The sequence below is a fragment of the Pseudomonas sp. RtIB026 genome (genome assembly GCF_016861355.2).
Classification (GTDB): Bacteria; Pseudomonadota; Gammaproteobacteria; order Pseudomonadales; family Pseudomonadaceae; genus Aquipseudomonas; species Aquipseudomonas peradeniyensis.
The window spans coordinates 5432662-5456158 of record NZ_AP023348.2 but is presented as its reverse complement, the minus strand read 5'-3'; the positions used below and the strand labels follow the sequence as shown (position 1 = coordinate 5456158).

19 protein-coding genes are annotated in these 23497 nt (G+C 65.8%); 14 read left to right on the top strand and 5 right to left on the bottom strand.

The genetic code is table 11. The features are described from left to right. Window positions 1-149: 149 nt before the first annotated feature. Window positions 150-1151: a type I glyceraldehyde-3-phosphate dehydrogenase gene (gene gap / locus PRtIB026_RS24415; RefSeq protein WP_203650924.1), complete on the bottom strand. Its 1002-nt coding sequence runs from the start codon at window positions 1149-1151 to the stop codon at window positions 150-152. 264 nt (window positions 1152-1415) lie between these two features. On the opposite strand from gap, the gene edd reads away from it, so the two are divergent. The 11 genes from edd (at window position 1416) to PRtIB026_RS24360 (ending at window position 14887) form a co-directional block, all read left to right on the top strand. Continuing rightward, complete coding sequence (edd, locus tag PRtIB026_RS24410; RefSeq protein WP_203650925.1) at window positions 1416-3242, top strand: phosphogluconate dehydratase; 1827 nt, start codon at window positions 1416-1418, stop codon at window positions 3240-3242. After that, window positions 3239-4195 carry a glucokinase gene (locus PRtIB026_RS24405; RefSeq protein WP_267813138.1) on the top strand — a complete coding sequence of 319 codons (957 nt, stop codon included), beginning with the start codon at window positions 3239-3241 and terminating at the stop codon, window positions 4193-4195. Before edd ends, PRtIB026_RS24405 begins: the two co-directional genes overlap by 4 nt. Before the next feature lie 155 nt (window positions 4196-4350). Beyond that, complete coding sequence (locus PRtIB026_RS24400) at window positions 4351-5046, top strand: response regulator (protein ID WP_267967174.1); 696 nt, start codon at window positions 4351-4353, stop codon at window positions 5044-5046. Further along, a complete protein-coding gene (locus PRtIB026_RS24395) occupies window positions 5030-6484 on the top strand; it encodes an ATP-binding protein (RefSeq protein ID WP_232855961.1) in 1455 nt (484 codons plus the stop codon). Before PRtIB026_RS24400 ends, PRtIB026_RS24395 begins: the two co-directional genes overlap by 17 nt. Window positions 6485-6702: 218 nt before the next feature. Next, window positions 6703-7920, top strand: coding sequence for an AGE family epimerase/isomerase (locus tag PRtIB026_RS24390; RefSeq protein ID WP_203650927.1), 1218 nt, complete (start codon window positions 6703-6705; stop codon window positions 7918-7920). Window positions 7921-8035: 115 nt separating this feature from the next. Beyond that, the gene (locus PRtIB026_RS24385) at window positions 8036-9322 is read left to right on the top strand and encodes an ABC transporter substrate-binding protein (RefSeq protein ID WP_203650929.1); all 1287 of its coding nucleotides are present in this window, start codon (window positions 8036-8038) and stop codon (window positions 9320-9322) included. Between the two features lie 161 nt (window positions 9323-9483). After that, window positions 9484-10392: a carbohydrate ABC transporter permease gene (locus PRtIB026_RS24380; RefSeq protein WP_050704143.1), complete on the top strand. Its 909-nt coding sequence runs from the start codon at window positions 9484-9486 to the stop codon at window positions 10390-10392. Continuing rightward, window positions 10385-11230 (top strand): carbohydrate ABC transporter permease, encoded by an 846-nt coding sequence (locus tag PRtIB026_RS24375; RefSeq protein ID WP_203650935.1) that lies wholly within the window; start codon window positions 10385-10387, stop codon window positions 11228-11230. The genes PRtIB026_RS24380 and PRtIB026_RS24375 overlap by 8 nt, the downstream gene beginning before the upstream one ends. Window positions 11231-11233: 3 nt before the next feature. Further along, the gene (locus PRtIB026_RS24370; RefSeq protein ID WP_203650937.1) at window positions 11234-12382 is read left to right on the top strand and encodes an ABC transporter ATP-binding protein; all 1149 of its coding nucleotides are present in this window, start codon (window positions 11234-11236) and stop codon (window positions 12380-12382) included. A gap of 188 nt (window positions 12383-12570) precedes the next feature. Next, on the top strand, window positions 12571-13914 hold the full coding sequence (locus tag PRtIB026_RS24365; protein ID WP_203650940.1) for a carbohydrate porin: 1344 nt from the start codon (window positions 12571-12573) through the stop codon (window positions 13912-13914). Between the two features lie 118 nt (window positions 13915-14032). Then, entirely contained in the window at window positions 14033-14887 is an 855-nt protein-coding gene (locus tag PRtIB026_RS24360; protein ID WP_203650942.1) for a D-hexose-6-phosphate mutarotase, read from the top strand. Here the strand turns inward: PRtIB026_RS24360 and hexR are convergent. Then, complete coding sequence (hexR, locus tag PRtIB026_RS24355; RefSeq protein ID WP_172402443.1) at window positions 14880-15743, bottom strand: DNA-binding transcriptional regulator HexR; 864 nt, start codon at window positions 15741-15743, stop codon at window positions 14880-14882. The two genes, PRtIB026_RS24360 and hexR, sit on opposite strands and share 8 nt — an antisense overlap. Window positions 15744-15934: 191 nt before the next feature. Here hexR and zwf point away from each other — a divergent pair, with 191 nt between their 5' ends. The 3 genes from zwf to PRtIB026_RS24340 are packed head-to-tail and all read left to right on the top strand — an operon-like array spanning window position 15935 to window position 18796. Beyond that, window positions 15935-17404 carry a glucose-6-phosphate dehydrogenase gene (gene zwf / locus PRtIB026_RS24350; RefSeq protein ID WP_203650944.1) on the top strand — a complete coding sequence of 490 codons (1470 nt, stop codon included), beginning with the start codon at window positions 15935-15937 and terminating at the stop codon, window positions 17402-17404. Further along, window positions 17391-18104, top strand: a complete 714-nt coding sequence (gene pgl, locus PRtIB026_RS24345) for a 6-phosphogluconolactonase (RefSeq protein WP_203650946.1) — start codon at window positions 17391-17393, stop codon at window positions 18102-18104. The genes zwf and pgl overlap by 14 nt, the downstream gene beginning before the upstream one ends. Before the next feature lie 17 nt (window positions 18105-18121). Then, window positions 18122-18796: a bifunctional 4-hydroxy-2-oxoglutarate aldolase/2-dehydro-3-deoxy-phosphogluconate aldolase gene (locus PRtIB026_RS24340; protein ID WP_203650948.1), complete on the top strand. Its 675-nt coding sequence runs from the start codon at window positions 18122-18124 to the stop codon at window positions 18794-18796. A 283-nt stretch (window positions 18797-19079) separates the two neighbouring features. Here the strand turns inward: PRtIB026_RS24340 and leuA are convergent, their stop codons facing one another. The 3 genes from leuA to xseA form a co-directional block, all read right to left on the bottom strand. Further along, window positions 19080-20753 (bottom strand): 2-isopropylmalate synthase, encoded by a 1674-nt coding sequence (leuA, locus tag PRtIB026_RS24335; RefSeq protein ID WP_203650950.1) that lies wholly within the window; start codon window positions 20751-20753, stop codon window positions 19080-19082. A gap of 418 nt (window positions 20754-21171) precedes the next feature. Next, entirely contained in the window at window positions 21172-21999 is an 828-nt protein-coding gene (locus PRtIB026_RS24330) for a M23 family metallopeptidase (protein WP_203650952.1), read from the bottom strand. 3 nt (window positions 22000-22002) lie between these two features. After that, the gene (gene xseA / locus PRtIB026_RS24325) at window positions 22003-23382 is read right to left on the bottom strand and encodes an exodeoxyribonuclease VII large subunit (protein ID WP_203650954.1); all 1380 of its coding nucleotides are present in this window, start codon (window positions 23380-23382) and stop codon (window positions 22003-22005) included. Window positions 23383-23497: the final 115 nt, after the last annotated feature.

Below are 23497 nucleotides of genomic sequence, written 5' to 3'. Positions count from 1 at the left end.
GGCTAGCGCGGCCCGTGTAGGAGCGGCCTTGTGCCGCGAAAGGGCCGCGAAGCGGCCCCAGGATTTCAGAGTCGATGCAACAAGAGCTGGGGCCGCTTTGCGGCCCTTTCGCGGCACAAGGCCGCTCCTACAGGAGATCGTGCAAAACTTCACCTGGCGTTGAACAACGCCAGGCAGTTGTCCAGCATGCGGTTGGAGAAGCCCCATTCGTTGTCGTACCAGGCCAGCACCTTGAGCATGCGCCCATTGGCGCGGGTGTGGTTGGCGTCGAAGATCGACGACAGCGGGTTGTGGTTGAAGTCGCACGACACCAGCGGCAGGGCGTTGTAGCCCAGCACGCGGGAGTGGCGGCTGGCCTCGAGGAACAGCTGGTTGACTTCGTCGGCGCTGGCCTCGCGCCTGAGGTTGACCGTGAGGTCGACCAGCGACACGTTGATCACCGGCACCCGCACGGCCATGCCGGTGAGCTTGCCGGCCAGTTCCGGCAACACCAGGCCCACCGCCTCGGCGGCGCCGGTCTTGCTTGGGATCATCGACTGGGTGGCCGAGCGGGCGCGGTACGGATCGCCGTGGTAGACGTCGGTGAGCACCTGGTCGTTGGTGTAGGCGTGGATGGTGGTCATCAGGCCTTGCTCGATGCCGAACTCGCGGTGCAGCACCTGGGCGATCGGCGCCAGGCAGTTGGTGGTGCACGAGGCGTTGGAGATGATCTGGTGCGAGGCGCGCAGCACATCGTGGTTGACCCCGTACACCACGGTGGCGTCGGCGCCCTTGGCCGGCGCGCTGACGATCACCTTGCCGGCACCGGCCGTCAGGTGCGCGGCAGCCTTGGCGCGTTCGGTGAACAGCCCGGTGCATTCGAACACCACGTCGATGGCCAGGGTCTTCCAGGGCAGTTCGGCGGGGTTGCGGATGGCGCTGACGGCGATGCGGTCACCATTGACGGTGAGGCTTTCATGATCGGCCTCGACGCTGGCGTCGAAAATACCGTGGACGCTGTCGTACTTGAGCAGATGGGCGTTCATCGCGCTGTCGCCCAGGTCGTTGATGGCGACGACCTGCAGGTCCTGGCGGTAGCCCTGCGTGTACAGTGCGCGCAGGACGTTGCGTCCGATGCGGCCGAATCCGTTGATGGCGATGCGTAGGGTCATGGCGTTACCTCTGGCAGTCGGGTGAAGCCTGTGGCACAAAGAGCAGCTTCACTGAAACGGTTTTGTTGTTGGAATTACAAGATTATTCACCGAGAGATAGAAAACAAGCCTTTTTGCTGGCAGTATTTTGTTTAAACATACAACGAGTGGTTGGCAGTGCCGTCGCAAACGGACCAGAAGCCTCTATCCAGAGCCTAGGTCGCAATCGTTTGGAGGGACAGTCCCTGGTAAAACCGCCCTTACCGTTAGCCTGGAGTCCAGTACATGCATCCGCGCATCCTTGAGGTCACCGAACGGCTGATCGCCCGCAGCCGCCGTACCCGTGAACGCTACCTTGAGCTGATCCGTGGGGCAGCCAGTGACGGACCCATGCGCGCCAGCCTGCAGTGCGCCAACTTCGCCCATGGCGTGGCCGGATGTGGCGGCGAGGACAAGCAGACCCTGCGCCTGATGAACGCCGCCAACGTGGCCATCGTCTCCGCCTACAACGACATGCTCTCGGCGCACCAGCCGTACCAGCACTTTCCCGAGCAGATCAAGCAGGCCCTGCGCGAAGTCGGCTCGGTCGGCCAGTTCGCCGGCGGCGTGCCGGCCATGTGCGATGGCGTCACCCAGGGCGAGCCGGGCATGGAGTTGGCCATCGCCAGCCGCGAAGTGATCGCCATGTCCACCGCCATCGCCCTGTCGCACAACATGTTCGACGCCGCCCTGATGCTGGGCATCTGCGACAAGATCGTCCCCGGCCTGATGATGGGCGCGTTGCGCTTCGGTCACCTGCCGACCGTCTTCGTGCCAGGCGGGCCGATGGTCTCGGGCATCTCCAACAAGGAGAAGGCCGATGTGCGCCAGCGCTACGCCGAGGGCAAGGCCACCCGCGAGCAACTGCTCGAATCGGAAATGAAGAGCTACCACGGCCCGGGCACCTGCACCTTCTACGGCACCGCCAACACCAACCAGCTGGTGATGGAGGTGATGGGCCTGCACCTGCCGGGCGCTTCGTTCGTCAATCCCTACACGCCGCTGCGCGATGCCCTTACCGCCGAGGCCGCGCGCCAGGTCACGCGGATGACCAAGGCCAGCGGCAATTTCATGCCCATCGGCGAGATCGTCGATGAAAAGGCGCTGGTCAACTCGATCGTCGCCCTGCACGCCACCGGCGGCTCGACCAACCACACCCTGCACATCCCGGCCATCGCCCAGGCCGCCGGCATCCAGCTGACCTGGCAGGACATGGCCGACCTGTCCGAAGTGGTGCCGACGCTGTCCCATGTCTATCCGAACGGCAAGGCCGACATCAACCACTTCCAGGCCTCCGGCGGCATGGCGTTCCTCATTCGCGAGCTGCTCGACGCCGGCCTGCTGCACGAGGACGTCAACACCGTGGCCGGGCATGGCCTGCGCCGCTACACCCAGGAGCCGTTCCTCGAGGATGGCCGACTGGTGTGGCGCGAAGGTCCGAAGGACAGCCTCGACGAAAGCATCCTGCGCCCGGTGGCGCGGCCGTTCTCCGCCGAGGGCGGCTTGCGGGTCATGGAGGGCAACCTGGGGCGCGGCGTGATGAAGGTGTCGGCGGTGGCGCCGGAGCATCGCGTGGTCGAGGCGCCCGCCCGGGTGTTCCACGACCAGCAGGCGCTGGCCGATGCGTTCAAGGCCGGCGAGCTGGAGCGCGACTTCGTCGCCGTGGTGCGCTTCCAGGGGCCGCGCTGCAACGGCATGCCCGAGTTGCACAAGCTGACACCCTTCCTCGGCGTGCTGCAGGACCGCGGCTTCAAGGTGGCGCTGGTCACCGACGGGCGCATGTCCGGGGCCTCGGGCAAGATCCCGGCGGCCATCCACGTGTGCCCGGAGGCTTTCGACGGCGGCCCGCTGGCGCGAGTGCGCGATGGTGATATCGTGCGCGTCGATGGTGCCGAAGGCACGCTGCGGATCATGGTCTCGGCCGAGGAACTGGCCAGCCGTGAGCTGCCCGAGCCGCCCACCGGCAACGACCTGGGCTGCGGGCGCGAGCTGTTCGGCTTCATGCGCGTGGCGTTCAGTTCCGCCGAACAGGGCGCGAGCGCCTTCACCTCGGCCCTGGAGAACCTCAAATGAAGGCCTTGCTGGTCGGCGACATCGGTGGCACCAACGCACGTTTTGCCTTGTGGCGCGACAACGAGCTGCAGGCGGTCCAGGTGCTGGCCACCGCCGACTACACCAGCCCCGAGCAGGCCATCGAGGCCTACCTCGCCGACCAGGGCATCGCCCGTGGCGGCCTGGCGGCGGTGTGCCTGGCGGTGGCCGGTCCCGTGGACGGCGACGAATTCCGCTTCACCAACAACCACTGGCGCCTGAGCCGCAGCGCGTTCTGCCAGACGCTGCAGGTCGAGCGCCTGTTGCTGATCAACGATTTTTCCGCCATGGCGCTTGGCATGACCCGGCTGCGCGACGGTGAGTTCCGCGAGGTCTGCGCAGGCCTCGCCGACCCGTCGCGTCCGGCGCTGGTGATCGGCCCCGGCACCGGCCTGGGCGTGGGCAGCCTGCTGCGCCTGGGCGAGCACTGGCTGGCGCTGCCGGGGGAGGGCGGGCATGTCGACCTGCCGGTGGGCAATGCCCGCGAGGCGGCGATCCATCAGGAGATTCACCGGCAGATCGGCCATGTCAGCGCCGAGACGGTGCTCAGCGGCGGTGGGCTGGTGCGCTTGTACCAGGCGATCTGCGCGCTCGATGGCGCCACGCCGACGCACAAGACCCCGGCGCAGATCACCGACGCGGCCCTGGCCGGCGAGCCCCGGGCGCTGGCGGTGATCGAGCAGTTCTGCCGCTTCCTCGGGCGGGTGGCGGGCAACAACGTGCTCACCCTGGGCGCACGGGGTGGGGTCTACATTGTCGGCGGGGTGATTCCGCGTTTCGCCGAGTTGTTCCTGGGCAGCGGATTCGCTGCGAGTTTCGCCGATAAGGGCTGTATGAGCGGCTACTTCGCCGGGGTGCCGGTATGGCTGGTGACGGCGGAGTTTTCCGGGTTGCTGGGGGCCGGGGTGGCCTTGCAGCAGTCACTGGATCACTGATCCCTGTGGGAGCGGGTTTACCCGCGAATACCGTAGTTGCTTCACCGACGCATTCGCGGGTAAACCCGCTCCCACAGGGCCCCGTACAGCAGGCATGAAGACCTGCGTTTACAAGAGGACTGACCATTGTGACCACTGCCGGCAAATCGATCCTGATGGTCGACGACGACCAGGATATCCGCGAACTGTTGCAGACCTACCTGGCCCGTTGCGGCCTGCAGGTCCATGCCGAACCCGACGGCCAGGGCTTTCGCCGCGCCCTGGACGCCAACCCCTACGACCTGGTGATCCTCGACGTGATGCTGCCCGACGAGGACGGCTTCAGCCTGTGCCGCTGGGTCCGCCAGCACCCGCGCCAGGCGCGGGTGCCGATCATCATGCTGACCGCCAGTTCCGACGAGGCCGACCGGGTCATCGGCCTGGAGCTGGGCGCCGACGATTACCTCGGCAAACCCTTCAGCCCACGTGAACTACAGGCCCGCATCAAGGCCCTGTTGCGCCGCGCCGATTTCGGCCAGGCGGCGCCGGCCAGCGCGGTGCTGGCCTTCGACGACTGGCGGCTGGACACGATCAGCCATCGCCTGTTCCACCGCGATGGCGAGGAGGTGATCCTCTCCGGCGCCGACTTTGCCCTGCTCAAGCTGTTCCTCGACCACCCGCAGCAGATCCTCGACCGCGATACCATCGGCAACGCCACCCGTGGTCGCGAGCCGATGCCGCTGGACCGTATCGTCGACATGGCGGTCAGCCGCCTGCGCCAGCGCCTGCGCGACACGGAAAAACCCCCTCGGCTGATCCGCACCGTGCGCGGCAGCGGCTACCTGCTGGCGGCCAATGTCTGCCCGGCCTAGCGAGCGCCGCTGGCGCCTGCTGCCGCGCTCGCTGCTGGGGCGCATGCTGCTGCTGACCTTGTTGGTGGTGTTGCTGGCCCAGGGGCTGTCGAGCCTGATCTGGGTGGCGCAACTGCGCGCCAGCCAGCTGCAGGGCCTGCGTGCCAGTGCCGGCAGCCTGGCCCATTCGATGAGTGCCAGCGTCAGCTACTTCCGTTCGCTGCCGGTGGCCTACCGGCCGATGGTCCTCGACCAGTTGCGCAGCATGGGCGGGACGCGCTTCTTCGTCTCGCTCAACGTCAAGCCGCTGGAGATGCCGGTGCTGCCGATCACCCCGCGCAAGCAGGCGGTGATCGACGTGTTCCAGCAGGTGTTGCACGAGCGCCTGGGCCAGCAGTTGGAGATCTCCGTCGAATTCGTCAGCCCCGACGACCTGCGGATCTTCAACAGCGGCCTTAAGCTCGATGAGCTGCCTCGCTCCTGGGCGCACTACTCGTTGACCCTGGAGCCGCTCAACCCGCCGGTGCTGGTGACCCAGATCCGCCTGGGCGAGGGTGAGTGGCTGTACATCGCCTCGCTGCTGCCCGAGCCCTACACCAGCCTCGAGGCCGAGCGCCTGCCGCGTCAGCAGATCGGCTTTATCGCCATGACCACCGCCCTGCTGTTGCTGTTCATCGGCTTGCTGGTGCATTGGCAGAGCCGGCCGCTCAAGCGCCTGGCGCGAGCGGCGCGGGAAATGTCGCTGGGCGCCGACGTGGCCCCGGTGGCCGAGGGCGGCGGCAGCGAAGTGGTCGAGGTGGGGCGGGCGTTCAACAGCATGCGCGAGCGGATCAGCCGTTACCTCACCGAACGCTCCCAGTTGTTCAGCGCCATCTCCCATGACCTGCGCACACCGATCACGCGCCTGCGCCTGCGGGTCGAGCTGCTCGAGGACGAGAAGCTGCAAGCGAAGTTCAGCCGCGACCTCGACGAGCTGGAACTGCTGGTCAAGGGGGCGCTGCAATGCGTCAAGGACACCGACATTCACGAGAACATCGAGCCGATCGACCTCAACCAGGTGCTGGAGATGCTCGCCGAACCTTATATCGGCGACGGCCGCATCACCCTCGAAGGACAGGCGCTGGCGCCGTACCCCGGCAAGTCGCTGGCCCTGCGCCGTTGCATCGGTAACCTGATCGACAATGCCATCAAGTACGGCGAGCGGGCGCACCTGCGGATCCTCGACAGTGCCGAGAGCTTCGTCCTGCAGGTGGACGACCAGGGCCCGGGGGTGCCGGAGCAGCGTCTGGAGCAGGTGTTCGAGCCGCACTTCCGTCTGGCCGGGCAGCAGCAGGGGTATGGGCTGGGGCTGGGAATCGCGCGCAACATCGCCCACAGCCATGGCGGCGAGGTGAGTCTGTTCAACCTGCGTGAGGGTGGGTTGCGGGTGACTTTGTACCTACCCCGTACAGCCGAATGACACGATCCCCTGTAGGAGCGGCCTTGTGCCGCGAAAGGGCCGCAAAGCGGCCCCAGGGATCTGAAATTGCTGGGGCTGCTTCGCAACCCTTTCGCGGCACAAGGCCGCTCCTACAGGGGACTGATGTCACTACATGGTGACAATTCGGCAGGCCTTCGTGACATGCCAGCCAGGACGGCTGACTAGAATCGGCTGACAACAACAAGGAGGGTGCACCCATGGCCAACCGCTGGATCGACTCCCCGACACACCATGCCTGGCTCGACGCTGAGGCCCTGCGCCTGCTCGCCTTCGCCAGGGCTTCGCGGCTGCCCCAGGGTTTCGGCAACCTCGACGACGAAGGCCGCCTGCCCCGTTGTGCCCTGGCCGAGACCATGAACACCGCGCGCATGACCCACAGCTTCGCCCTGGCGCATATCCAGGGCGTTCCGGGGTGCCGCGAGCTGGTCGAGCATGGCGTCGAGGCCCTGCTCGGTCCGTTGCGCGACCAGGAGGACGACGGCTGGTACGCGCAGCCCGAAGGCCACGGCGACACCGGCAAGGCCGCCTACCTGCATGCCTTCGTCGCCCTTGCCGCCAGTTCGGCGGTGGTGGCGGGTGTCACACCGGCCCAGGCACTGCTGGAGGCCGTGGTCCGGGTCATCGAGCAGCGCTTCTGGTGCGAGGAGGAGGGCGTCCTGCGCGAGTCGTTCTCCCGTGACTGGCAGCAGGCAGAAGCCTACCGTGGCGCCAACAGCAACATGCACGGCGTCGAGGCGTTTCTCGCCCTGGCCGACGTGACCGGCGACACGCTGTGGCTAAGCCGTGCCCTGCGGATCGTCGAACGCTTGATCCTGGCCCAGGTGGCTGCCGATGGTTTCCGGGTCACCGAGCATTTCGACGAGCACTGGCAGGCATTGCCCGACTACAACCGCGACAACCCCGCCGACGGCTTCCGCCCCTACGGCACCACGCCTGGCCATGCCTTCGAATGGGCACGCCTGGTGCTGCACCTGGAAGCGGCCCTGCAACGGGCGCAACTGCCCGCGCCGGAGTCCTTGCTGGCTGCCGCCAGGGGACTGTTCGACAGCGCCTGCAAGCATGCCTGGCAGGCCGATGGCGTGCCGGGGTTGGTCTACACCCTGGACTGGCGCAACCGCCCGGTGGTGCGCGAGCGCCTGCACTGGGTGCATGCCGAGGCCAGCGCCACCGCCGCGGCCCTGTTGCGGCGTACCGGCGAGGCGCAGTACGAGCAGTGGTACCGCTGCTTCTGGGACTTCATCGTCAGCCATTTCATCGACCGCAGCCACGGCAGCTGGCACCACGAGCTGGACCCGGCGCTGCTACCCAGTGCACGGATCTGGGGCGGCAAGCCCGACCTCTACCATGCCTACCAGGCCCTGTTGCTGCCGCGCCTGCCGCTGGCGCCGAGTTTGGCCACGGCCCTGGCTATGTAACCAGATGATGACATTCGCGCATCCGTTCGTTACCTGAAGGCTGGCGCGAGCTCCCTACACTCCATGCCATGCAAGCGACAGTCTTGCCTCGCATAACAACAAGAAAGGTATCCCCATGCATTCGACGCTTCGTCTCGCCGCCGCGATTTCCTTCGCTTCCCTGTTCTCCCTCAGTGCCCAGGCCGCCGACTCCAAAGGCAGCGTGGAAGTCGTCCATTGGTGGACCTCCGGCGGCGAAAAGGCCGCGGTCGATGTGCTCAAGGCCCAGGTCGAGAAGGACGGTTTCATCTGGAAGGACGGCGCCGTGGCCGGCGGTGGCGGTGCCACGGCCATGACCGTGCTCAAGAGCCGCGCCGTGGCTGGCAACCCGCCTGGCGTGGCGCAGATCAAGGGCCCCGATATCCAGGATTGGGCCGCCACCGGTCTGCTCGATCCCGATGTGCTCAAGGACGTGGCCAAGGAAGAGAAGTGGGACAGCCTGCTCGACAAGAAGGTCGCTGACACCGTGAAGTACGACGGCGACTACGTGGCCGTGCCGGTGAACATCCACCGCATCAACTGGTTGTGGATCAACCCGGAAGTGTTCAAGAAGGCCGGCATCGACAAGGCGCCGACCACCCTCGCGGAGTTCTACGCCGCCGGCGACAAGCTCAAGGCTGCCGGTTTCATTCCGCTGGCCCACGGTGGCCAGCCGTGGCAGGACAGCACTGTGTTCGAGAGCGTGGTGCTCTCGGTAATGGGCGTAGAAGGCTACAAGAAAGCGCTGGTCGAACTGGACGAAAAGGCCCTGACCGGCCCCGAGATGGTCAAGGCGCTCACCGAGCTGAAGAAAGTCGCCACCTACATGGACCCTGACGGCAAGGGCCAGGACTGGAACCTGGAGGCGGCCAAGGTCATCAACGGCAAGGCCGGCATGCAGATCATGGGCGACTGGGCCAAGAGCGAATGGACCCTGGCCAAGAAGACCGCCGGCAAGGACTATCAGTGCGTGGCCTTCCCCGGCACCGACCAGGCCTTCCTCTACAACATCGACTCGCTGGTGGTGTTCAAGCAGAAGGACAAGGGCACCGCGGCGGGCCAGCAGGACATCGCCCGCAAGGTGCTGGGCGAGGAGTTCCAGAAGGTCTTCAGCATCAACAAGGGCTCGATCCCGGTGCGTAACGACATGCTCGCCGACATGGGCAAGCATGGCTTCGACAGCTGCGCCCAGACCGCGGCCAAGGACTTCCTGGCCGACGCCAAGTCCGGCGGCCTGCAACCGAGCATGGCGCACAACATGGCCACCACGCTGGCGGTGCAGGGGGCGTTCTTCGATGTGGTGACCAACTACATCAACGATCCGAAGGCCGATCCTGCGGATGCGGCGAAGAAGCTGGCCGCAGCAGTCAACGCCGCCAAGTAGTCAGGCGCCTGTGTAGGAGCGGCCTTGCGCCGCGAAAGGGCTGCATAGCAGCCCCTGCAATCCTGAAGGGTGCCAAGACCCTGGGGCCGCTTCGCAGCCCTTTCGCGGCACAAGGCCGCTCCTACACGGTTATCTGCCTTTCTCGAAACGAGATCTGAACCATGACCACAGCAACCGCCCGCCTGCGGGCCTCCCCCCTGGATGCGCTGCAGCGCTGGCTACCGAAGCTGGTGCTGGCGCCGAGCATGTTCATCGTCCTGGTGGGCTTCTATGGCTACATCCTGTGGACCTTCGTCCTCTCGTTCACCACCTCGACCTTCCTGCCCACCTATAAGTGGGCGGGCCTGGCGCAGTACGCCCGGCTGTTCGACAACGACCGCTGGTGGGTAGCGAGCAAGAACCTGCTGCTGTTCGGCGGCCTGTTCATCGGCATCACCCTGGCCATCGGCGTGTTCCTCGCCGTGCTGCTCGACCAGCGCATCCGCCGCGAAGGATTCATCCGCACCATCTACCTCTATCCCATGGCCCTGTCGATGATCGTCACCGGCACCGCCTGGAAGTGGCTGCTCAACCCCGGCATGGGCCTGGACAAGCTGCTGCGCGACTGGGGCTGGGAAGGCTTTCGCCTGGACTGGCTGATCGACCCTGACCGCGTGGTCTACTGCCTGGTGATCGCCGCCGTGTGGCAGGCCTCGGGCTTCATCATGGCGATGTTCCTCGCCGGCCTGCGCGGTGTCGACCAGTCGATCATCCGCGCCGCCCAGCTCGATGGCGCCAGCCTGCCGCGCATCTACTGGACCGTGGTGCTGCCCAGCCTGCGCCCGGTGTTCTTCAGCTCGCTGATGATCCTTTCGCACATTGCCATCAAGAGCTTCGACCTGGTGGCGGCGATGACCGCCGGCGGCCCTGGCTACTCCTCGGACCTGCCAGCCATGTTCATGTACTCGTTCACCTTCAGCCGCGGGCAGATGGGCATGGGCTCGGCCAGCGCGATCCTGATGCTCGGCGCCATCCTGGCGATCCTGGTGCCGTACCTGTATTCCGAATTGCGGGGCAAACGCCATGACTAGCCTGACCGACAAACCCGCACTGAACCTCAGCCGTATCGCCATTCATGCCGTGCTGCTGCTGGCCGTGCTGCTGTACCTGGTGCCGCTGGTGGTGATGCTGCTGACCAGCTTCAAGACCCCCGAGGACATCGGCAGCGGCAACCTGCTGAGCTGGCCGACCGAATTCACCGCCATCGGCTGGAGCAAGGCCTGGGCCACGGTCAGCGGCTACTTCGTCAACTCGATCCTGATCACCGTGCCGGCGGTGCTGATCTCCACCGCCATCGGCGCGCTCAACGGCTATGTGCTGTCGATGTGGCGCTTCCGTGGCTCGCAGCTGTTCTTCGGCCTGCTGCTGTTCGGCTGCTTCCTGCCGTTCCAGACCGTGCTGCTGCCGGCCTCGTTCACCCTCGGCAAGCTGGGCCTGGCCAGCACCACCAGCGGGCTGGTGCTGGTGCACGTGGTGTACGGCCTGGCCTTCACCACGCTGTTCTTCCGCAACTATTACGTGAGCATTCCCGAGGCGCTGGTCAAGGCGGCGCGCCTGGACGGCGCCGGGTTCTTCACCATCTTCGGGCGGATCATCCTGCCGATGTCGACGCCGATCATCATGGTCTGCCTGATCTGGCAGTTCACCCAGATCTGGAACGACTTCCTGTTCGGCGTGGTGTTCTCCAGCGGCGACTCGCAACCGATCACCGTGGCCCTCAACAACCTGGTCAACACCAGCACCGGGGCCAAGGAATACAACGTCGACATGGCCGCGGCGATGATCGCCGGGCTGCCGACGCTGCTGGTCTATGTGGTCGCGGGCAAGTATTTCGTGCGCGGGCTGACTGCCGGCGCGGTCAAGGGGTAAGTCATGGCAACACTCGAACTTCGCAATGTGCACAAGACCTACGGCGTGGGCCTGCCGGACACGCTCAAGGACATCCAGCTGGCGATCAAGGACGGCGAGTTCCTGATCCTGGTCGGCCCCTCGGGCTGCGGCAAGTCGACGCTGATGAACTGCATCGCCGGCCTGGAAAGCATCAGCGGCGGGGCGATCCTCATCGACGACGAGGACGTCAGCGGCATGAGCCCCAAGGACCGCGACATCGCCATGGTGTTCCAGTCCTACGCGCTGTACCCGACCATGAACGTGCGCGACAACATCGCCTTCGGCCTGAAGATCCGCAAGATGCCCCAGGCCGCCATCGACGAGGAGGTGGCGCGGGTCGCCAAGTTGCTGCAGATCGAGCACCTGCTCGAGCGCAAGCCCGGGCAGCTGTCCGGCGGCCAGCAACAGCGCGTGGCCATGGGCCGGGCGCTGGCGCGCCGGCCGAAGATCTACCTGTTCGACGAGCCGCTGTCGAACCTCGACGCCAAGCTGCGGGTGGAGATGCGCACCGAGATCAAGCTGATGCACCAGCGCCTGAAGACCACCACGGTGTACGTCACCCATGACCAGATCGAGGCGATGACGCTCGGTGACAAGGTGGCGGTGATGAAGGACGGCATCATCCAGCAGTTCGGCACGCCACAGCAGATCTACAACGACCCGGCCAACCTGTTCGTCGCCAGTTTCATCGGTTCGCCGCCGATGAACTTCATCCCGGTGCGCCTGACCCGGCAGGACGGCCGCGTGCTGGCGCTGCTCGACAGCGGCCAGGCGCGCTGCGAGCTGCCGCTGGGCGTGGCGGCGGACGAGCTGGAAGGCCGCGAGATCATCCTCGGCGTGCGCCCGGAGCAGATCACCCTGGGGGCGGAGCAGGGCAATGGCCTGCCGGGCATCCGCGCCGAAGTGCAGGTCACCGAACCCACCGGCCCGGACCTGCTGGTCTTCGTAACCCTCAACCAGACCAAGGTCTGCTGCCGCCTGGCGCCGGATGTGGCGTGCCGGGTCGGCGACAGCCTCAACCTGCAGTTCGACCCGGCGCGGGTGCTGCTGTTCGACGCCGGCAGCGGCGAACGCCTGGACCTATCTGCCACCGCAGTAAAGGACAACGTGACGCGTTTCAAAGGCCGTTAAGGACGGCGGTCGTACCCTGTAGGAGCGGCCTTGCGCCGCGAAAGGGCTGCACAGCAGCCCCAGCAATGCTGAAGGATGCCAAGACCTGGGGCTGCTTCGCAGCCCTTTCGCGGCACAAGGCCGCTCCTACAGAAAAGACCTGGCCGTTAATTCGTTCTGTTAATAACAAGAAAAGAGGACGCAAAGGGATGGAACATCGCAATCGCATCAGGACGCTGGGCTCACTGGCACTGCTGGCCGTGGTCGGCAGCAGCGGGGCCCAGGCCGCCGAGGCTTTCTCGTCGGAATCGAAATGGATGACCGGCGACTGGGGCGGCACCCGCACCGAGTTGCTGGAGAAGGGCTACGACTTCACCCTCGACTACGTCGGCGAGGTGGCCGGCAACCTTAATGGCGGCTACAACGACGACAAGACCGCGCGCTACAGCGACCAGTTCGCCCTCGGCGCGCACCTGGACCTGGAGAAGATCTTCGGTTGGAAGGACACCGAGTTCAAGCTGGCGATCACCGAGCGTAGTGGCCGCAACCTGTCCAACGACCGCATCAGCGACCCGCGCGCCGGGCAGTTCAGCTCGGTGCAGGAAGTCTGGGGCCGGGGCCAGACCTGGCGGCTGACCCAGATGTGGATCAAGCAGAAGTACTTCGACGGCGCATTGGACGTGAAATTCGGCCGCTTCGGCGAAGGCGAGGACTTCAACAGCTTCCCTTGCGACTTCCAGAACCTGGCGTTCTGCGGCTCGCAGGTGGGCAACTGGGTCGGCGGCATCTGGTACAACTGGCCGGTCAGCCAGTGGGCGCTGCGGGTCAAGTACAACATCACCCCGGAATTCTTCGTCCAGGTCGGCGCCTACGAGCAGAACCCGTCGAACCTTGAGACCGGCAACGGCTTCAAGCTCAGCGGCAGTGGCACCAAGGGCGCGATCCTGCCGGTGGAGGCGGTGTGGTCGCCGAAGGTCAACGGCCTGCCGGGTGAGTACCGCCTGGGCTACTACTACAGCACCGCCAAGGCCGACGATGTGTATGACGACATCAACGGCAACCCGCAGGCGCTGACCGGCGCGGCGTTCAAGTCGCACTCCAGCAAGCACGGCTGGTGGGTGGTGGCGCAGCAGCAGGTCACCGCCCATGCCGGCGACGTCAATCGCGGCCTGAGCCTGTTCGCCAACTTCACCGTGCATGACAAGGCCACCAACGTTGTCGACAACTACCAGCAGGTCGGTCTGGTCTACAAGGGCGCCTTCGACGCTCGGCCCAAGGACGACATCGGCTTCGGCATCGCCCGCATCCACGTCAACGACGACGTGAAGAAGCGCGCCGAGCTGCTCAATGCCCAGAGCGGTATCAATGACTACGACAACCCGGGCTTCAAGCCGCTGCAGCGCACCGAGTACAACGCCGAGCTCTACTACGGCTTCCACGTCACCAACTGGCTGACCGTGCGCCCGAACCTGCAGTACATCAAGAGCCCGGGCGGTGTCGACCAGGTGGATAACGCGCTGGTCGCGGGGTTGAAGATTCAGTCGTCATTCTGAGAAAAATTGTTGTAAATTTACGCCATCCATCTCGACCTCCCGCTAACCACTGGCCAGCAGTGGTTAGCGGGCACGGGCCGAGACAGCGCTATCTCGAACAACAAAAGAGCTTGGAACCATGCCTGAACATCCGCTACATCGCTTCTTCACTTCGCAACGGCCCAGGCCAACCTTCGAGTGGGAGCGTTACCAGCAGCGCGATGTGCTGATCATCGACCACCCGTGCTGCCAGGCGGTGTTCAGCCGCCAGGGCGCGCAACTGCTGCATTTCCAGCCGGCCGGCGAGAAGCCCTGGCTGTGGTGCGCCGAGCAGTGGCCGCAGGTGGGCGCCATCCGCGGTGGCGTGCCGGTGTGTTGGCCGTGGTATGGCCGTCATCCCAGCGAGGACCTGTGGCCGGCCCACGGCTGGGCGCGCCTGCTTGACTGGAAGCTGGTGGACAGTCGTGAGGACGAGCAAGGCGTGACCCTGAAGTGGCGCCTGGACCTGTGCGACTGGCAGGTCGACCTGCACGCCCGGCTCGGCGCGAGCATGGAGCTGAGCCTGAGTACCGAGCACCAGGACAGCGAGCCCTGCCAGTTGAGCCATGCGCTGCTGGCCTACTGGCGAATCAGCGACGTGTCGAAGATAGCGCTGTCCGGACTCGAGGATATCCAAGGCTACGATCGCCTCAATCGCCAGGCCTGCCGCGAGGATGGCGCGCTGACCCTCAAGGGTGGCTGCCAGAAGGTCTACCCCGGTACACCCAAGGTGCAGTTGCAGGATCCGGCCTGGCAGCGCGAGCTGTGCATCGACACCGGCGACAGCGACGACACCGTGGTCTGGCACCCAGGCAATCGCCCGTTGATGGGCGTGACCGGGCGCGAATGCCAGGGCTTTGTCTGTGTCGAGGCGGCCAGCGGCAGTGGCGAGGGCTTGAGCCTGGCGCCGGGCGAGCGGGCGCACCTGCGGCTGCAGGCGCACCGGCTCAGTTGAGGTCGTCGTCCTCGATCGGGTAGCGACTGGCGTTGAGGCTTTCCTTGATCTTGCGCAGGTGCGGCTGGAAGTCCACGCCGCGGCGCAGGGTCATGCCGGTGGCGAGCACGTCGAGCACGGTGAGCTGGATGATCCGCGAGGTCATCGGCATGTAGATGTCGGTGTCTTCCGGCAGCGGAATGTGCAGGCTCAGGCTGCAAGCCTGGGCCAGGGGCGAGCCGGCGGCGGTCAGGCCGAGCACCGAGGCGCCGTTTTCCCGGGCCAGGCGCGCCACCTCGACCAGTTCGCGGGTACGCCCGGTGTAGGAAATGATCACGAACAGATCGCCGGTGTGGGCCACCGAGGCCAGCATGCGCTGCATCAGCACATCGGCGTGGGCCGACACGGCAAGGTTGAAGCGGAAGAACTTGTGCTGGGCGTCGAGGGCCACGGGGGCCGAGGCGCCAAGGCCGAAGAAGTGGATCTGCCGGGCCTGGATCATCATGTCCACGGCGCGGCTGACCTGCTGCGGGTCGAGCGCCTGGCAGGCGCTGTCCAGCGAGGCGATGGCGCTGCCGAAGATCTTCTGGGTGTAGGCGGCCGGATCATCGTCGGCCTCCACCGCGCGGCTGACATAGGCGGCGCCGCTGGCCAGGCTCTGCGCCAGCTGCAGCTTGAGCTCGGGGTAGCCGCTGACGCCGAACGAGCGGCAGAAGCGGTTGACCGTCGGTTCGCTGACCTTGGCCGCCTGGGCCAGGGCGGCGATGCTGAAGCGGGTGGCCTGTTGCGGGTTGAGCAGGATGACTTCGGCGACTTTGCGTTCGGCCTTGTTCAGCTCGTCGAGGCGGCCCTGGATCTGTTCCAGGAGGTTACGCACGCGGTCCATGGTGTGTCCTTGGGTCGGGAAGCAGGCTTTTTGCGCTGGCGTGTATCGTACTGTCGGTAAGATTGTCACACCACTTGTCTGTAATGGCTGTATTCGATGTTGTGGTTTTTACTACATTAACCCTTGAAAAGCAGGGTTGAAACCGGTATTCCTAGTCCAACATTTATAAAAGAACCAACATCATGGCCGCGATCAGTGTCGAACCCTGCACCTTCGCCCTCTTTGGCGCCCTCGGCGACCTGGCGTTGCGCAAGCTGTTTCCCGCGCTCTACCAGCTCGACCGCGCCGACCTCCTGCACCCGGACACCCGCCTGCTGGCCCTGGCCCGCGAGCCGGGCAGCGTGCAGGAACACCTGGACAACATCGAAGCCCATCTGCGTCGGCATGTGCCGGAGGCGGAGATCGATGCCGCTTCCCTGGGGCGCTTCCTCGGGCGCCTGAGCTACCTGCACCTGGACTTCGTCGAGCCCGAGGGCTACCAGGCCCTGGCCGAACAGGCGCCGAGCGGGCAGCCGCTGATCGCCTACTTCGCCACGGCGGCGGCAGTCTACGGCGCGATCTGCGAGAACCTCGACAAGGCCGGCCTGGCCTCGCGCACCCGGGTGGTGCTGGAAAAGCCCATCGGCCATGACCTGGAGTCGTCGCGTCGGGTCAACGACGCCGTGGCGCGGTTCTTCCCCGAGAGCCGGGTCTACCGCATCGACCACTACCTGGGCAAGGAAACGGTGCAGAACCTGATCGCCCTGCGCTTTGCCAACAGCCTGTTCGAAACCCAGTGGAACCAGAATTCCATCTCCCATGTGGAGATCACCGTGGCCGAGAAGGTCGGCATCGAGGGCCGCTGGGGCTACTTCGACAAGGCCGGCCAGCTGCGCGACATGATCCAGAACCACCTGTTGCAGCTGCTCTGCCTGATCGCCATGGACCCGCCCAGCGACCTGTCGGCCGACAGCATCCGCGACGAGAAGGTCAAGGTGCTCAAGGCACTGGCACCGATCACCGGCGAAGGCCTGAGCACCCATGTGGTGCGCGGCCAGTACATCGCCGGCTTCAGCGACGGCAAGCCGGTGCCGGGCTACCTGGAAGAGGACAACGCCAACGCCCAGAGCGACACCGAGACCTTCGTCGCCCTGCGCGCCGATATCCGCAACTGGCGCTGGTCGGGGGTGCCGTTCTACCTGCGCACCGGCAAGCGCATGCCGCAGAAGCTGTCGCAGATCGTCATCCACTTCAAGGAAACCCCGCACTACATCTTCGCCCCGGAACAGCGTTTGCAGATCGGCAACAAGCTGATCATCCGCCTGCAACCGGACGAAGGCATTTCGCTGCGGGTGATGACCAAGGAGCAGGGCCTGGACAAGGGCATGCAGCTGCGCAGCGGCCCGCTGCAGCTGAACTTCTCCGACACCTGGCGCAGCGCGCGGATTCCCGACGCCTACGAGCGTCTGCTGCTGGAAGTGATGCGCGGCAACCAGAACCTGTTCGTGCGCAAGGACGAGATCGAATACGCCTGGAAATGGTGCGATCAGCTGATCGCCGGCTGGAAGACCAGCGGCGACGCGCCCAAGCCCTATGCGGCCGGTTCCTGGGGGCCGATGAGCTCGATTGCATTGATCACTCGCGATGGGAGGGCCTGGTATGGCGATATCTGAACTGCAACTGCCGGCGACGGTGAGGGCGCATCAGCTGGCTGATGCGAAAACCCTGGCGGCGACCCTGGCCCATGATGTGGCCGAGCGCCTGCGCCAGGCCATCGCCAGCAAGGGCCAGGCCTGCGTGGTGCTGTCCGGCGGCCGCAGCCCGGTGCCGTTTCTCGAGAAACTGGCGGCAGAGGTGCTGGACTGGTCGAAAGTCACCGTGAGCCTGGCGGACGAGCGCTGGGTGCCGGTGGCGCACGACGACAGCAACGCCGGCCTGCTGGCTCGTCACCTGTTCAAGGGCCCGGCGGCCAAGGCGCGTTTCATCGGCCTGTACCAGAGCGCCGCGACCCTGGAGGCCGCCGCCGAGCAGGCTGACCAGGTGCTCGCCGACCTGCCGCCGATCGATGTGCTGGTGCTGGGCATGGGCGACGACGGCCACACGGCCTCGCTGTTCCCGGCCAGCCCCAACCTGCGCCAGGGCCTGGCCAAGGTCGGCGAGCGTCGCTGCCTGCCGATGCTGGCGCCGAGCGTGCCGCACCAGCGCCTGAGCATGACCCGCGCGCTGCTGGCCAGCGCCGGCTTCATCGCCCTGTCCGTGCAAGGCGCGGGCAAGCTCGCCACCCTGCGTGCCGCCCTGGCGGCCGAAGATCCAACCGAAATGCCGATTCGCGCCTTTCTTCACGACCCCCTGGACATCTACTGGTGCCCATGAGCCAAGGACCCATTGTCATGACCACCCTCGAACGCCCACAGCCTTTGCTCTCGATGGCCGACAAAGCCGCGCGGATCGACGCGATCTGCGACAAGGCGCGCATCCTGCCGGTGATCACCATCGCCCGTGAGGAAGACATCCTGCCCCTGGCCGACGCCCTGGGCGCCGGCGGCATCCGCACCCTGGAAGTGACCCTGCGCTCGCAGCACGGCCTGAAGGCCATCCAGGTACTGCGCGAGCAGCGTCCGGAACTGTGCGTCGGCGCCGGTACCGTGCTCGACCGTGGCATGTTCGCCGCCGTCGAGGCCGCGGGCGCGCAGTTCGTCGTCACCCCGGGCATCACCCAGGACATTCTCGAGGCGGGCGTGGACAGCGACATTCCGCTGCTGCCGGGCATCAGCACGCCGTCGGAGATCATGATGGGCTATGCCCTCGGCTACCGTCGCTTCAAGCTGTTTCCGGCGGAGATCAGTGGTGGCGTGGCGGCGATCAAGGCCTTTGGCGGCCCGTTCGGCGACATTCGCTTCTGCCCGACCGGCGGGGTGAACCCGGCCAACGTGCGCAACTACATGGCCCTGCCCAATGTGATGTGCGTGGGCGGCACCTGGATGCTCGACAGCAGCTGGATCAAGAACGGCGACTGGGCGCGGATCGAGGCGTGCAGCGCCGAGGCGATGGCGCTGCTGGACTGACAGATTTCGTTGTGTGCTACACGGCTTGTGGGGCGCTTGGTCGGCGCCCCTTTTTTTCGCCTGCAGTTGCGCCTTGCAGGGTGGCCGATCGCCCTGTAGGAGCGGCCTTGTGCCGCGAAAGGGGCGCGCAGCGGCCCTGGTTTCAGTGTTCATGCAAAGATCGCTGGGGCCGCGTTGCGGCCCTTTCGCGGCACAAGGCCGCTCCTACATGGGCGGACGCAGGCCAAAGCAACAGGCATGAAAAAGCCCGCATCATGTGCGGGCTTCGTTCATCGGCGATGGCTTACGCCGCCTTCGCCTGCTGCTGGCTCAGCGAGCGGTTCAGCGCGCTGAACAGCGCCTTGAAGCTGGCGGTGGTGATGTTCTCGTCGATGCCCACGCCGTGCACCGGACGCCCGCCGGCCACGCGCAGTTCGATGTACGCCGCCGCCTTGGCGTTGGTGCCGGCGCCGATGGCGTGCTCGTTGTAGTCCATGATCTCCACGCTGACCGGCAGGCCGGCCACCAGTGCTTCCAGGGCGCCGTTGCCCTTGCCGTGCCAGTGCAGGGTGGTCTCGCCTTCACCGGAGACTTCCACCTGCACGTGGCTGCTGCCGTTCTCTTCCTGCAGGCGGTGGCTGACCAGTGCATACGGCGCGTTGGCCTGGAGGTATTCCTTCTGCAGCAGTTTGTAGATCTGTTCGGCGGTCATTTCCAGGCCGAGACGGTCGGTCTCGCCCTGGACCACCTGGCTGAACTCGATCTGCATGCGGCGCGGCAGGCTGATGCCGTACTCCTGCTCGAGCAGGTAGGTGATGCCGCCCTTGCCCGACTGGCTGTTGACGCGGATCACCGCCTCGTAGCTGCGGCCGATGTCGGCCGGGTCGATCGGCAGGTACGGCACTTCCCACAGTTCGCCGTCCTGCTGCTTGGAGAAGCCCTTGCGGATGGCGTCCTGGTGCGAGCCGGAGAACGCGGTGTGGACCAGGTCGCCGACGTACGGGTGGCGCGGGTGTACCGGCAGCTGGTTGCACTCTTCGACGACCTTGCGCACGCCGTCGATGTCGGAGAAGTCCAGTTGCGGGTCGATGCCCTGGGTGTAGAGGTTCAGCGCCAGGGTCACCAGGTCGACGTTGCCGGTGCGCTCGCCGTTGCCGAACAGGCAGCCTTCGGCGCGGTCTGCGCCGGCCATCAGGCCCAGCTCGGTGGCGGCGATGCCGGTGCCACGGTCATTGTGGGTGTGCAGGCTGATGATCACGCTGTCGCGACGGTTGATGTTGCGGCAGAACCATTCGATCTGGTCGGCGTAGACGTTCGGCGTGGCGACTTCGACGGTGGCCGGCAGGTTGAGGATGATCTTGTGCTCGGGGGTCGGGTTCCACACCTCGATCACCGCGTCGCACACTTCCTTGGCGAACTCCAGTTCGGTGGCGCTGAAGGTTTCAGGCGAGTACTGGAAGGTCCACTGGGTATTTGGTTGCTGCGCGGCGTACTTGACGAACAGCTTGGCGGCGTTGACCGCGATGTCCTTCACGCCCTGCTTGTCCTGGTTGAAGACGATGCGGCGGAACGACGGGCAGGTGGCGTTGTACAGGTGCACGATGGCCTTCTTGGCCCCACGCAGGGACTCGAAGGTACGGGCGATCAGGTCTTCACGGGCCTGGGTCAGCACCTGGATGGTGGTGTCGTCCGGGATGTGGCCGTCTTCGATCAGGGTGCGCACAAAGTCGAAGTCGGTCTGCGAGGCCGACGGGAACGACGCTTCGATTTCCTTCACGCCCACCTGCACCAGGGTCTTCCAGAACCGCAGCTTCTTCTCCGAGTCCATCGGCTCGATCAGCGACTGGTTGCCATCACGCAGGTCGGAACTGCACCAGATCGGCGCCTGGGTGATGGTCTTCGACGGCCAGGTACGGTCGGGCAGGTCGATGGTCGGGAACGCGCGGTACTTCTTCGATGGGTCTTTGAGCATGGTCATGAAAGCAATCCTTTTATGTGCGGCCGTGATCGGGCCTGCCAAACGAAAACGAGAGAAAAAGGCGAGGCGACGCGATTCACCCTGGTAGTCGGGCGCTGACCAGGCAGAGGCTGCGATGTTGTCGGAGCAGGGTGCTGAAGATGTTCATAGGCTCAACCCTAACCAGTGGGTTGGGGGATGGCAAGCACTGCGGGGAAATTGAGAGAAATGCTTAAAAAATGCTATTTCTCGAGATTTTATGGCTGATATTTTTGTTCGGTTTCTTTAATGTTGCGCAGTATTTTTCGATGGCGCAACACAAAGTGATTGATGTTGGCCGTGCCGGCCCCTTCGCGGGTCAACCCGCTCCCACAGGTACAGCGCAATTCCTGTGGGAGCGGGTTTACCCGCGAAGAGGCCGGCCCAGATGGCACAGGTCTCAGGGCTGGAACGCGCCGATGAAGATTGCCGGATCCACCCGCGCATCGTTGAGGCTGACGTTCCAGTGCATGTGCGGCCCGGTCGCCCGGCCGGTGGAGCCCACGCGGCCGACCACCTCGCCACGGCGCAGTACCTGCCCCGGCTTCACGTCGATCTTCGACATGTGGCAGAACATGCTGATGAAGCCCTGGCCATGGTCGACGAACACCGTGCGGCCATTGAAGAAGTAGTCGCCCACCAGGATCACCTTGCCATTGGCCGGGGTCTTGATCGGCGTGCCGGCGGGCACGGCGAAATCCAGGCCGGCATGGGGGTTGCGCTCCTCGCCGTTGAAGAAGCGGCGCACGCCGAACTTGCTCGACAGCGGGCCGTTGACCGGCTTGTCGAGGATCAGGTTGCTCGGCAGGGTCGGGCTGAAACTGCGGTAGGCCTTGATCTGCTCGGCCAGCTCGCGGTCGATGCGCTTGAGGTCCTCGGGCTCGGGGTTGACCTGGCGCTTGTTCTTCAGGGTGATGTGCTGTTCGGGGTATTTCTTGCTGCCCACGCTGAAGCGGATGTCGCGCCCAGCCTGGCTGAGCACGGCGCTGCCGGGCTTCTGGGTGAGCGGGATGCCGACAATGGCCAGCCATTTGTCCTGTTCCTTCACTACCAACACCGGCTTGCCGTCGAAGCGGGCCGTGGGGGCGCTGGTGGAGGGGCCCAGGTCGATCACTGCCACGCCGCCGGGCACCGGCTTGTCGAGGGTGCGGGTGATGTAGCTGGCCTGGGCCGCGGTAAGTGGCAGCAGCAGGGCAAAAGCGAGCAGGGGCGCGAACAGGCGGGGCATGTGTCAGTCCAGTAGCGAGAGGGTGACCGGAGTCTGGTGGTTGTCCTCGACCCGCACCTTGAGCTCGCCTTCGTTGAGACGGGCGGTCAGGCGCTGGCCGTTGTGGGTCTGCGCGGCGCTGCGGATGGCCTGGCCGCGCTCGTCGAGGAGGATGCTGTAACCGCGGGCGAGGGTGGCCAGTGGGCTGACCACCTGCAACGTCTGCAACTGCGCCTGGAAGCGTTGGCGGCGATCCTTGATCACCTCGCGCATGGCCCGTGGCAGGCGTTCGGCCAGGCTGTCCAGGCGTTGCTTGAGCAGTTTCAGGTTGCGTCCCGGGTGTTGCGCGGCCAGGCGCATGTCCAGGCGGCCGAGGCGTTCGTGGCGTTGGCTCATGGTCAGCGCGAAGGCGCGGCGCAGGCGCATGTCCAGATCGTCCAGGCGCTGGGCCTGCTGGCGCAGGCGTTCGCCCGGGTGGCGCAGGCGTCGGGCCAGGCCCTCGACGCGCAGGCGGTCATGGGCCAGGCGGCTCTGCATGCGCAGCAACAGGCGCCGCTGCAGGCTGTCCAGGCGCTGTTGCAGGCCGCTGCTGTCGGGGGCGAGCAGTTCGGCGGCGGCCGAAGGCGTGGGGGCGCGCACATCGGCGACGAAGTCGCTGATCGACACGTCGGTCTCATGGCCCACGGCGCTGACGATCGGCGTCACGCAGGCGGCCACGGCACGGGCCACGGCCTCTTCGTTGAAGCACCAGAGGTCTTCCAGCGAGCCGCCGCCACGGGCCAGGATCAGCGCGTCGAAGCCCTGCCGGTCGGCCATCTGCAGGGCACGGACGATCTGTGCGATGGCCTCGCGGCCTTGCACGGCGGTAGGGATCAGATTGAGTTCGACCTGCGGCGCGCGGCGGCGGAACACGCTGATGATGTCGCGGATCACCGCGCCGGTGGGCGAGGTGACGATGCCGATGCGCTGCGGGTGGGCCGGTAGCGGCTGCTTGCGTTCGGTGCTGAACAGGCCCTCGGCGCCGAGCTTTTCCTTCAGTGCCTCGAAGGCCAGGCGCAGGGCGCCGTCACCGGCCGGTTCGACGGTGTCGAGGATCAGCTGGTAGTCGCCGCGGCCCTCGAACAGCGAAACCTTGCCGCGCACCTTTACCGCCAGGCCGTCACGCAGGGCCTGACGCACGCGGGCGGCGTTCTGCCGGAACAGCGCGCAGCGGATCTGCGCGCCGCTGTCCTTGAGGGTGAAGTACATGTGGCCGGAGGCCGGGCGGGCGAGGTTGGAAATCTCGCCTTCCACCCAGACGCTACGGAACACGTCCTCGAGCAGCACGCGGGCGCGGCCGTTGAGCTGGCTGACGGTGAGGACCTCGCGGTCCAGGCCGAGTCGTTCGAAGGGGTCTCTGATCATGGCGGGCATCATAAAGGACATCGGTCCCGGTTGTCTGTTCCTGGCCCGGTCGTCGCGGCATGGCGCGATCATTGTAGGAGCGGCCTTGTGCCGCGAAAGGGCTGCGATGCAGCCC

Bases quoted from the DNA above. Each gene is read 5' to 3' on its own strand.
- gap (WP_203650924.1), bottom strand. From the start codon at position 1,151: ATGACCCTACGCATCGCCATCAACGGATTCGGCCGCATCGGACGCAAC.
- edd (WP_203650925.1), top strand. From the start codon at position 1,416: ATGCATCCGCGCATCCTTGAGGTCACCGAACGGCTGATCGCCCGCAGC.
- PRtIB026_RS24405 (WP_267813138.1), top strand. From the start codon at position 3,239: ATGAAGGCCTTGCTGGTCGGCGACATCGGTGGCACCAACGCACGTTTT.
- PRtIB026_RS24400 (WP_267967174.1), top strand. From the start codon at position 4,351: ATGGTCGACGACGACCAGGATATCCGCGAACTGTTGCAGACCTACCTG.
- PRtIB026_RS24395 (WP_232855961.1), top strand. From the start codon at position 5,030: ATGTCTGCCCGGCCTAGCGAGCGCCGCTGGCGCCTGCTGCCGCGCTCG.
- PRtIB026_RS24390 (WP_203650927.1), top strand. From the start codon at position 6,703: ATGGCCAACCGCTGGATCGACTCCCCGACACACCATGCCTGGCTCGAC.
- PRtIB026_RS24385 (WP_203650929.1), top strand. From the start codon at position 8,036: ATGCATTCGACGCTTCGTCTCGCCGCCGCGATTTCCTTCGCTTCCCTG.
- PRtIB026_RS24380 (WP_050704143.1), top strand. From the start codon at position 9,484: ATGACCACAGCAACCGCCCGCCTGCGGGCCTCCCCCCTGGATGCGCTG.
- PRtIB026_RS24375 (WP_203650935.1), top strand. From the start codon at position 10,385: ATGACTAGCCTGACCGACAAACCCGCACTGAACCTCAGCCGTATCGCC.
- PRtIB026_RS24370 (WP_203650937.1), top strand. From the start codon at position 11,234: ATGGCAACACTCGAACTTCGCAATGTGCACAAGACCTACGGCGTGGGC.
- PRtIB026_RS24365 (WP_203650940.1), top strand. From the start codon at position 12,571: ATGGAACATCGCAATCGCATCAGGACGCTGGGCTCACTGGCACTGCTG.
- PRtIB026_RS24360 (WP_203650942.1), top strand. From the start codon at position 14,033: ATGCCTGAACATCCGCTACATCGCTTCTTCACTTCGCAACGGCCCAGG.
- zwf (WP_203650944.1), top strand. From the start codon at position 15,935: ATGGCCGCGATCAGTGTCGAACCCTGCACCTTCGCCCTCTTTGGCGCC.
- pgl (WP_203650946.1), top strand. From the start codon at position 17,391: ATGGCGATATCTGAACTGCAACTGCCGGCGACGGTGAGGGCGCATCAG.
- PRtIB026_RS24340 (WP_203650948.1), top strand. From the start codon at position 18,122: ATGACCACCCTCGAACGCCCACAGCCTTTGCTCTCGATGGCCGACAAA.
- leuA (WP_203650950.1), bottom strand. From the start codon at position 20,753: ATGACCATGCTCAAAGACCCATCGAAGAAGTACCGCGCGTTCCCGACC.
- PRtIB026_RS24330 (WP_203650952.1), bottom strand. From the start codon at position 21,999: ATGCCCCGCCTGTTCGCGCCCCTGCTCGCTTTTGCCCTGCTGCTGCCA.
- xseA (WP_203650954.1), bottom strand. From the start codon at position 23,382: ATGATCAGAGACCCCTTCGAACGACTCGGCCTGGACCGCGAGGTCCTC.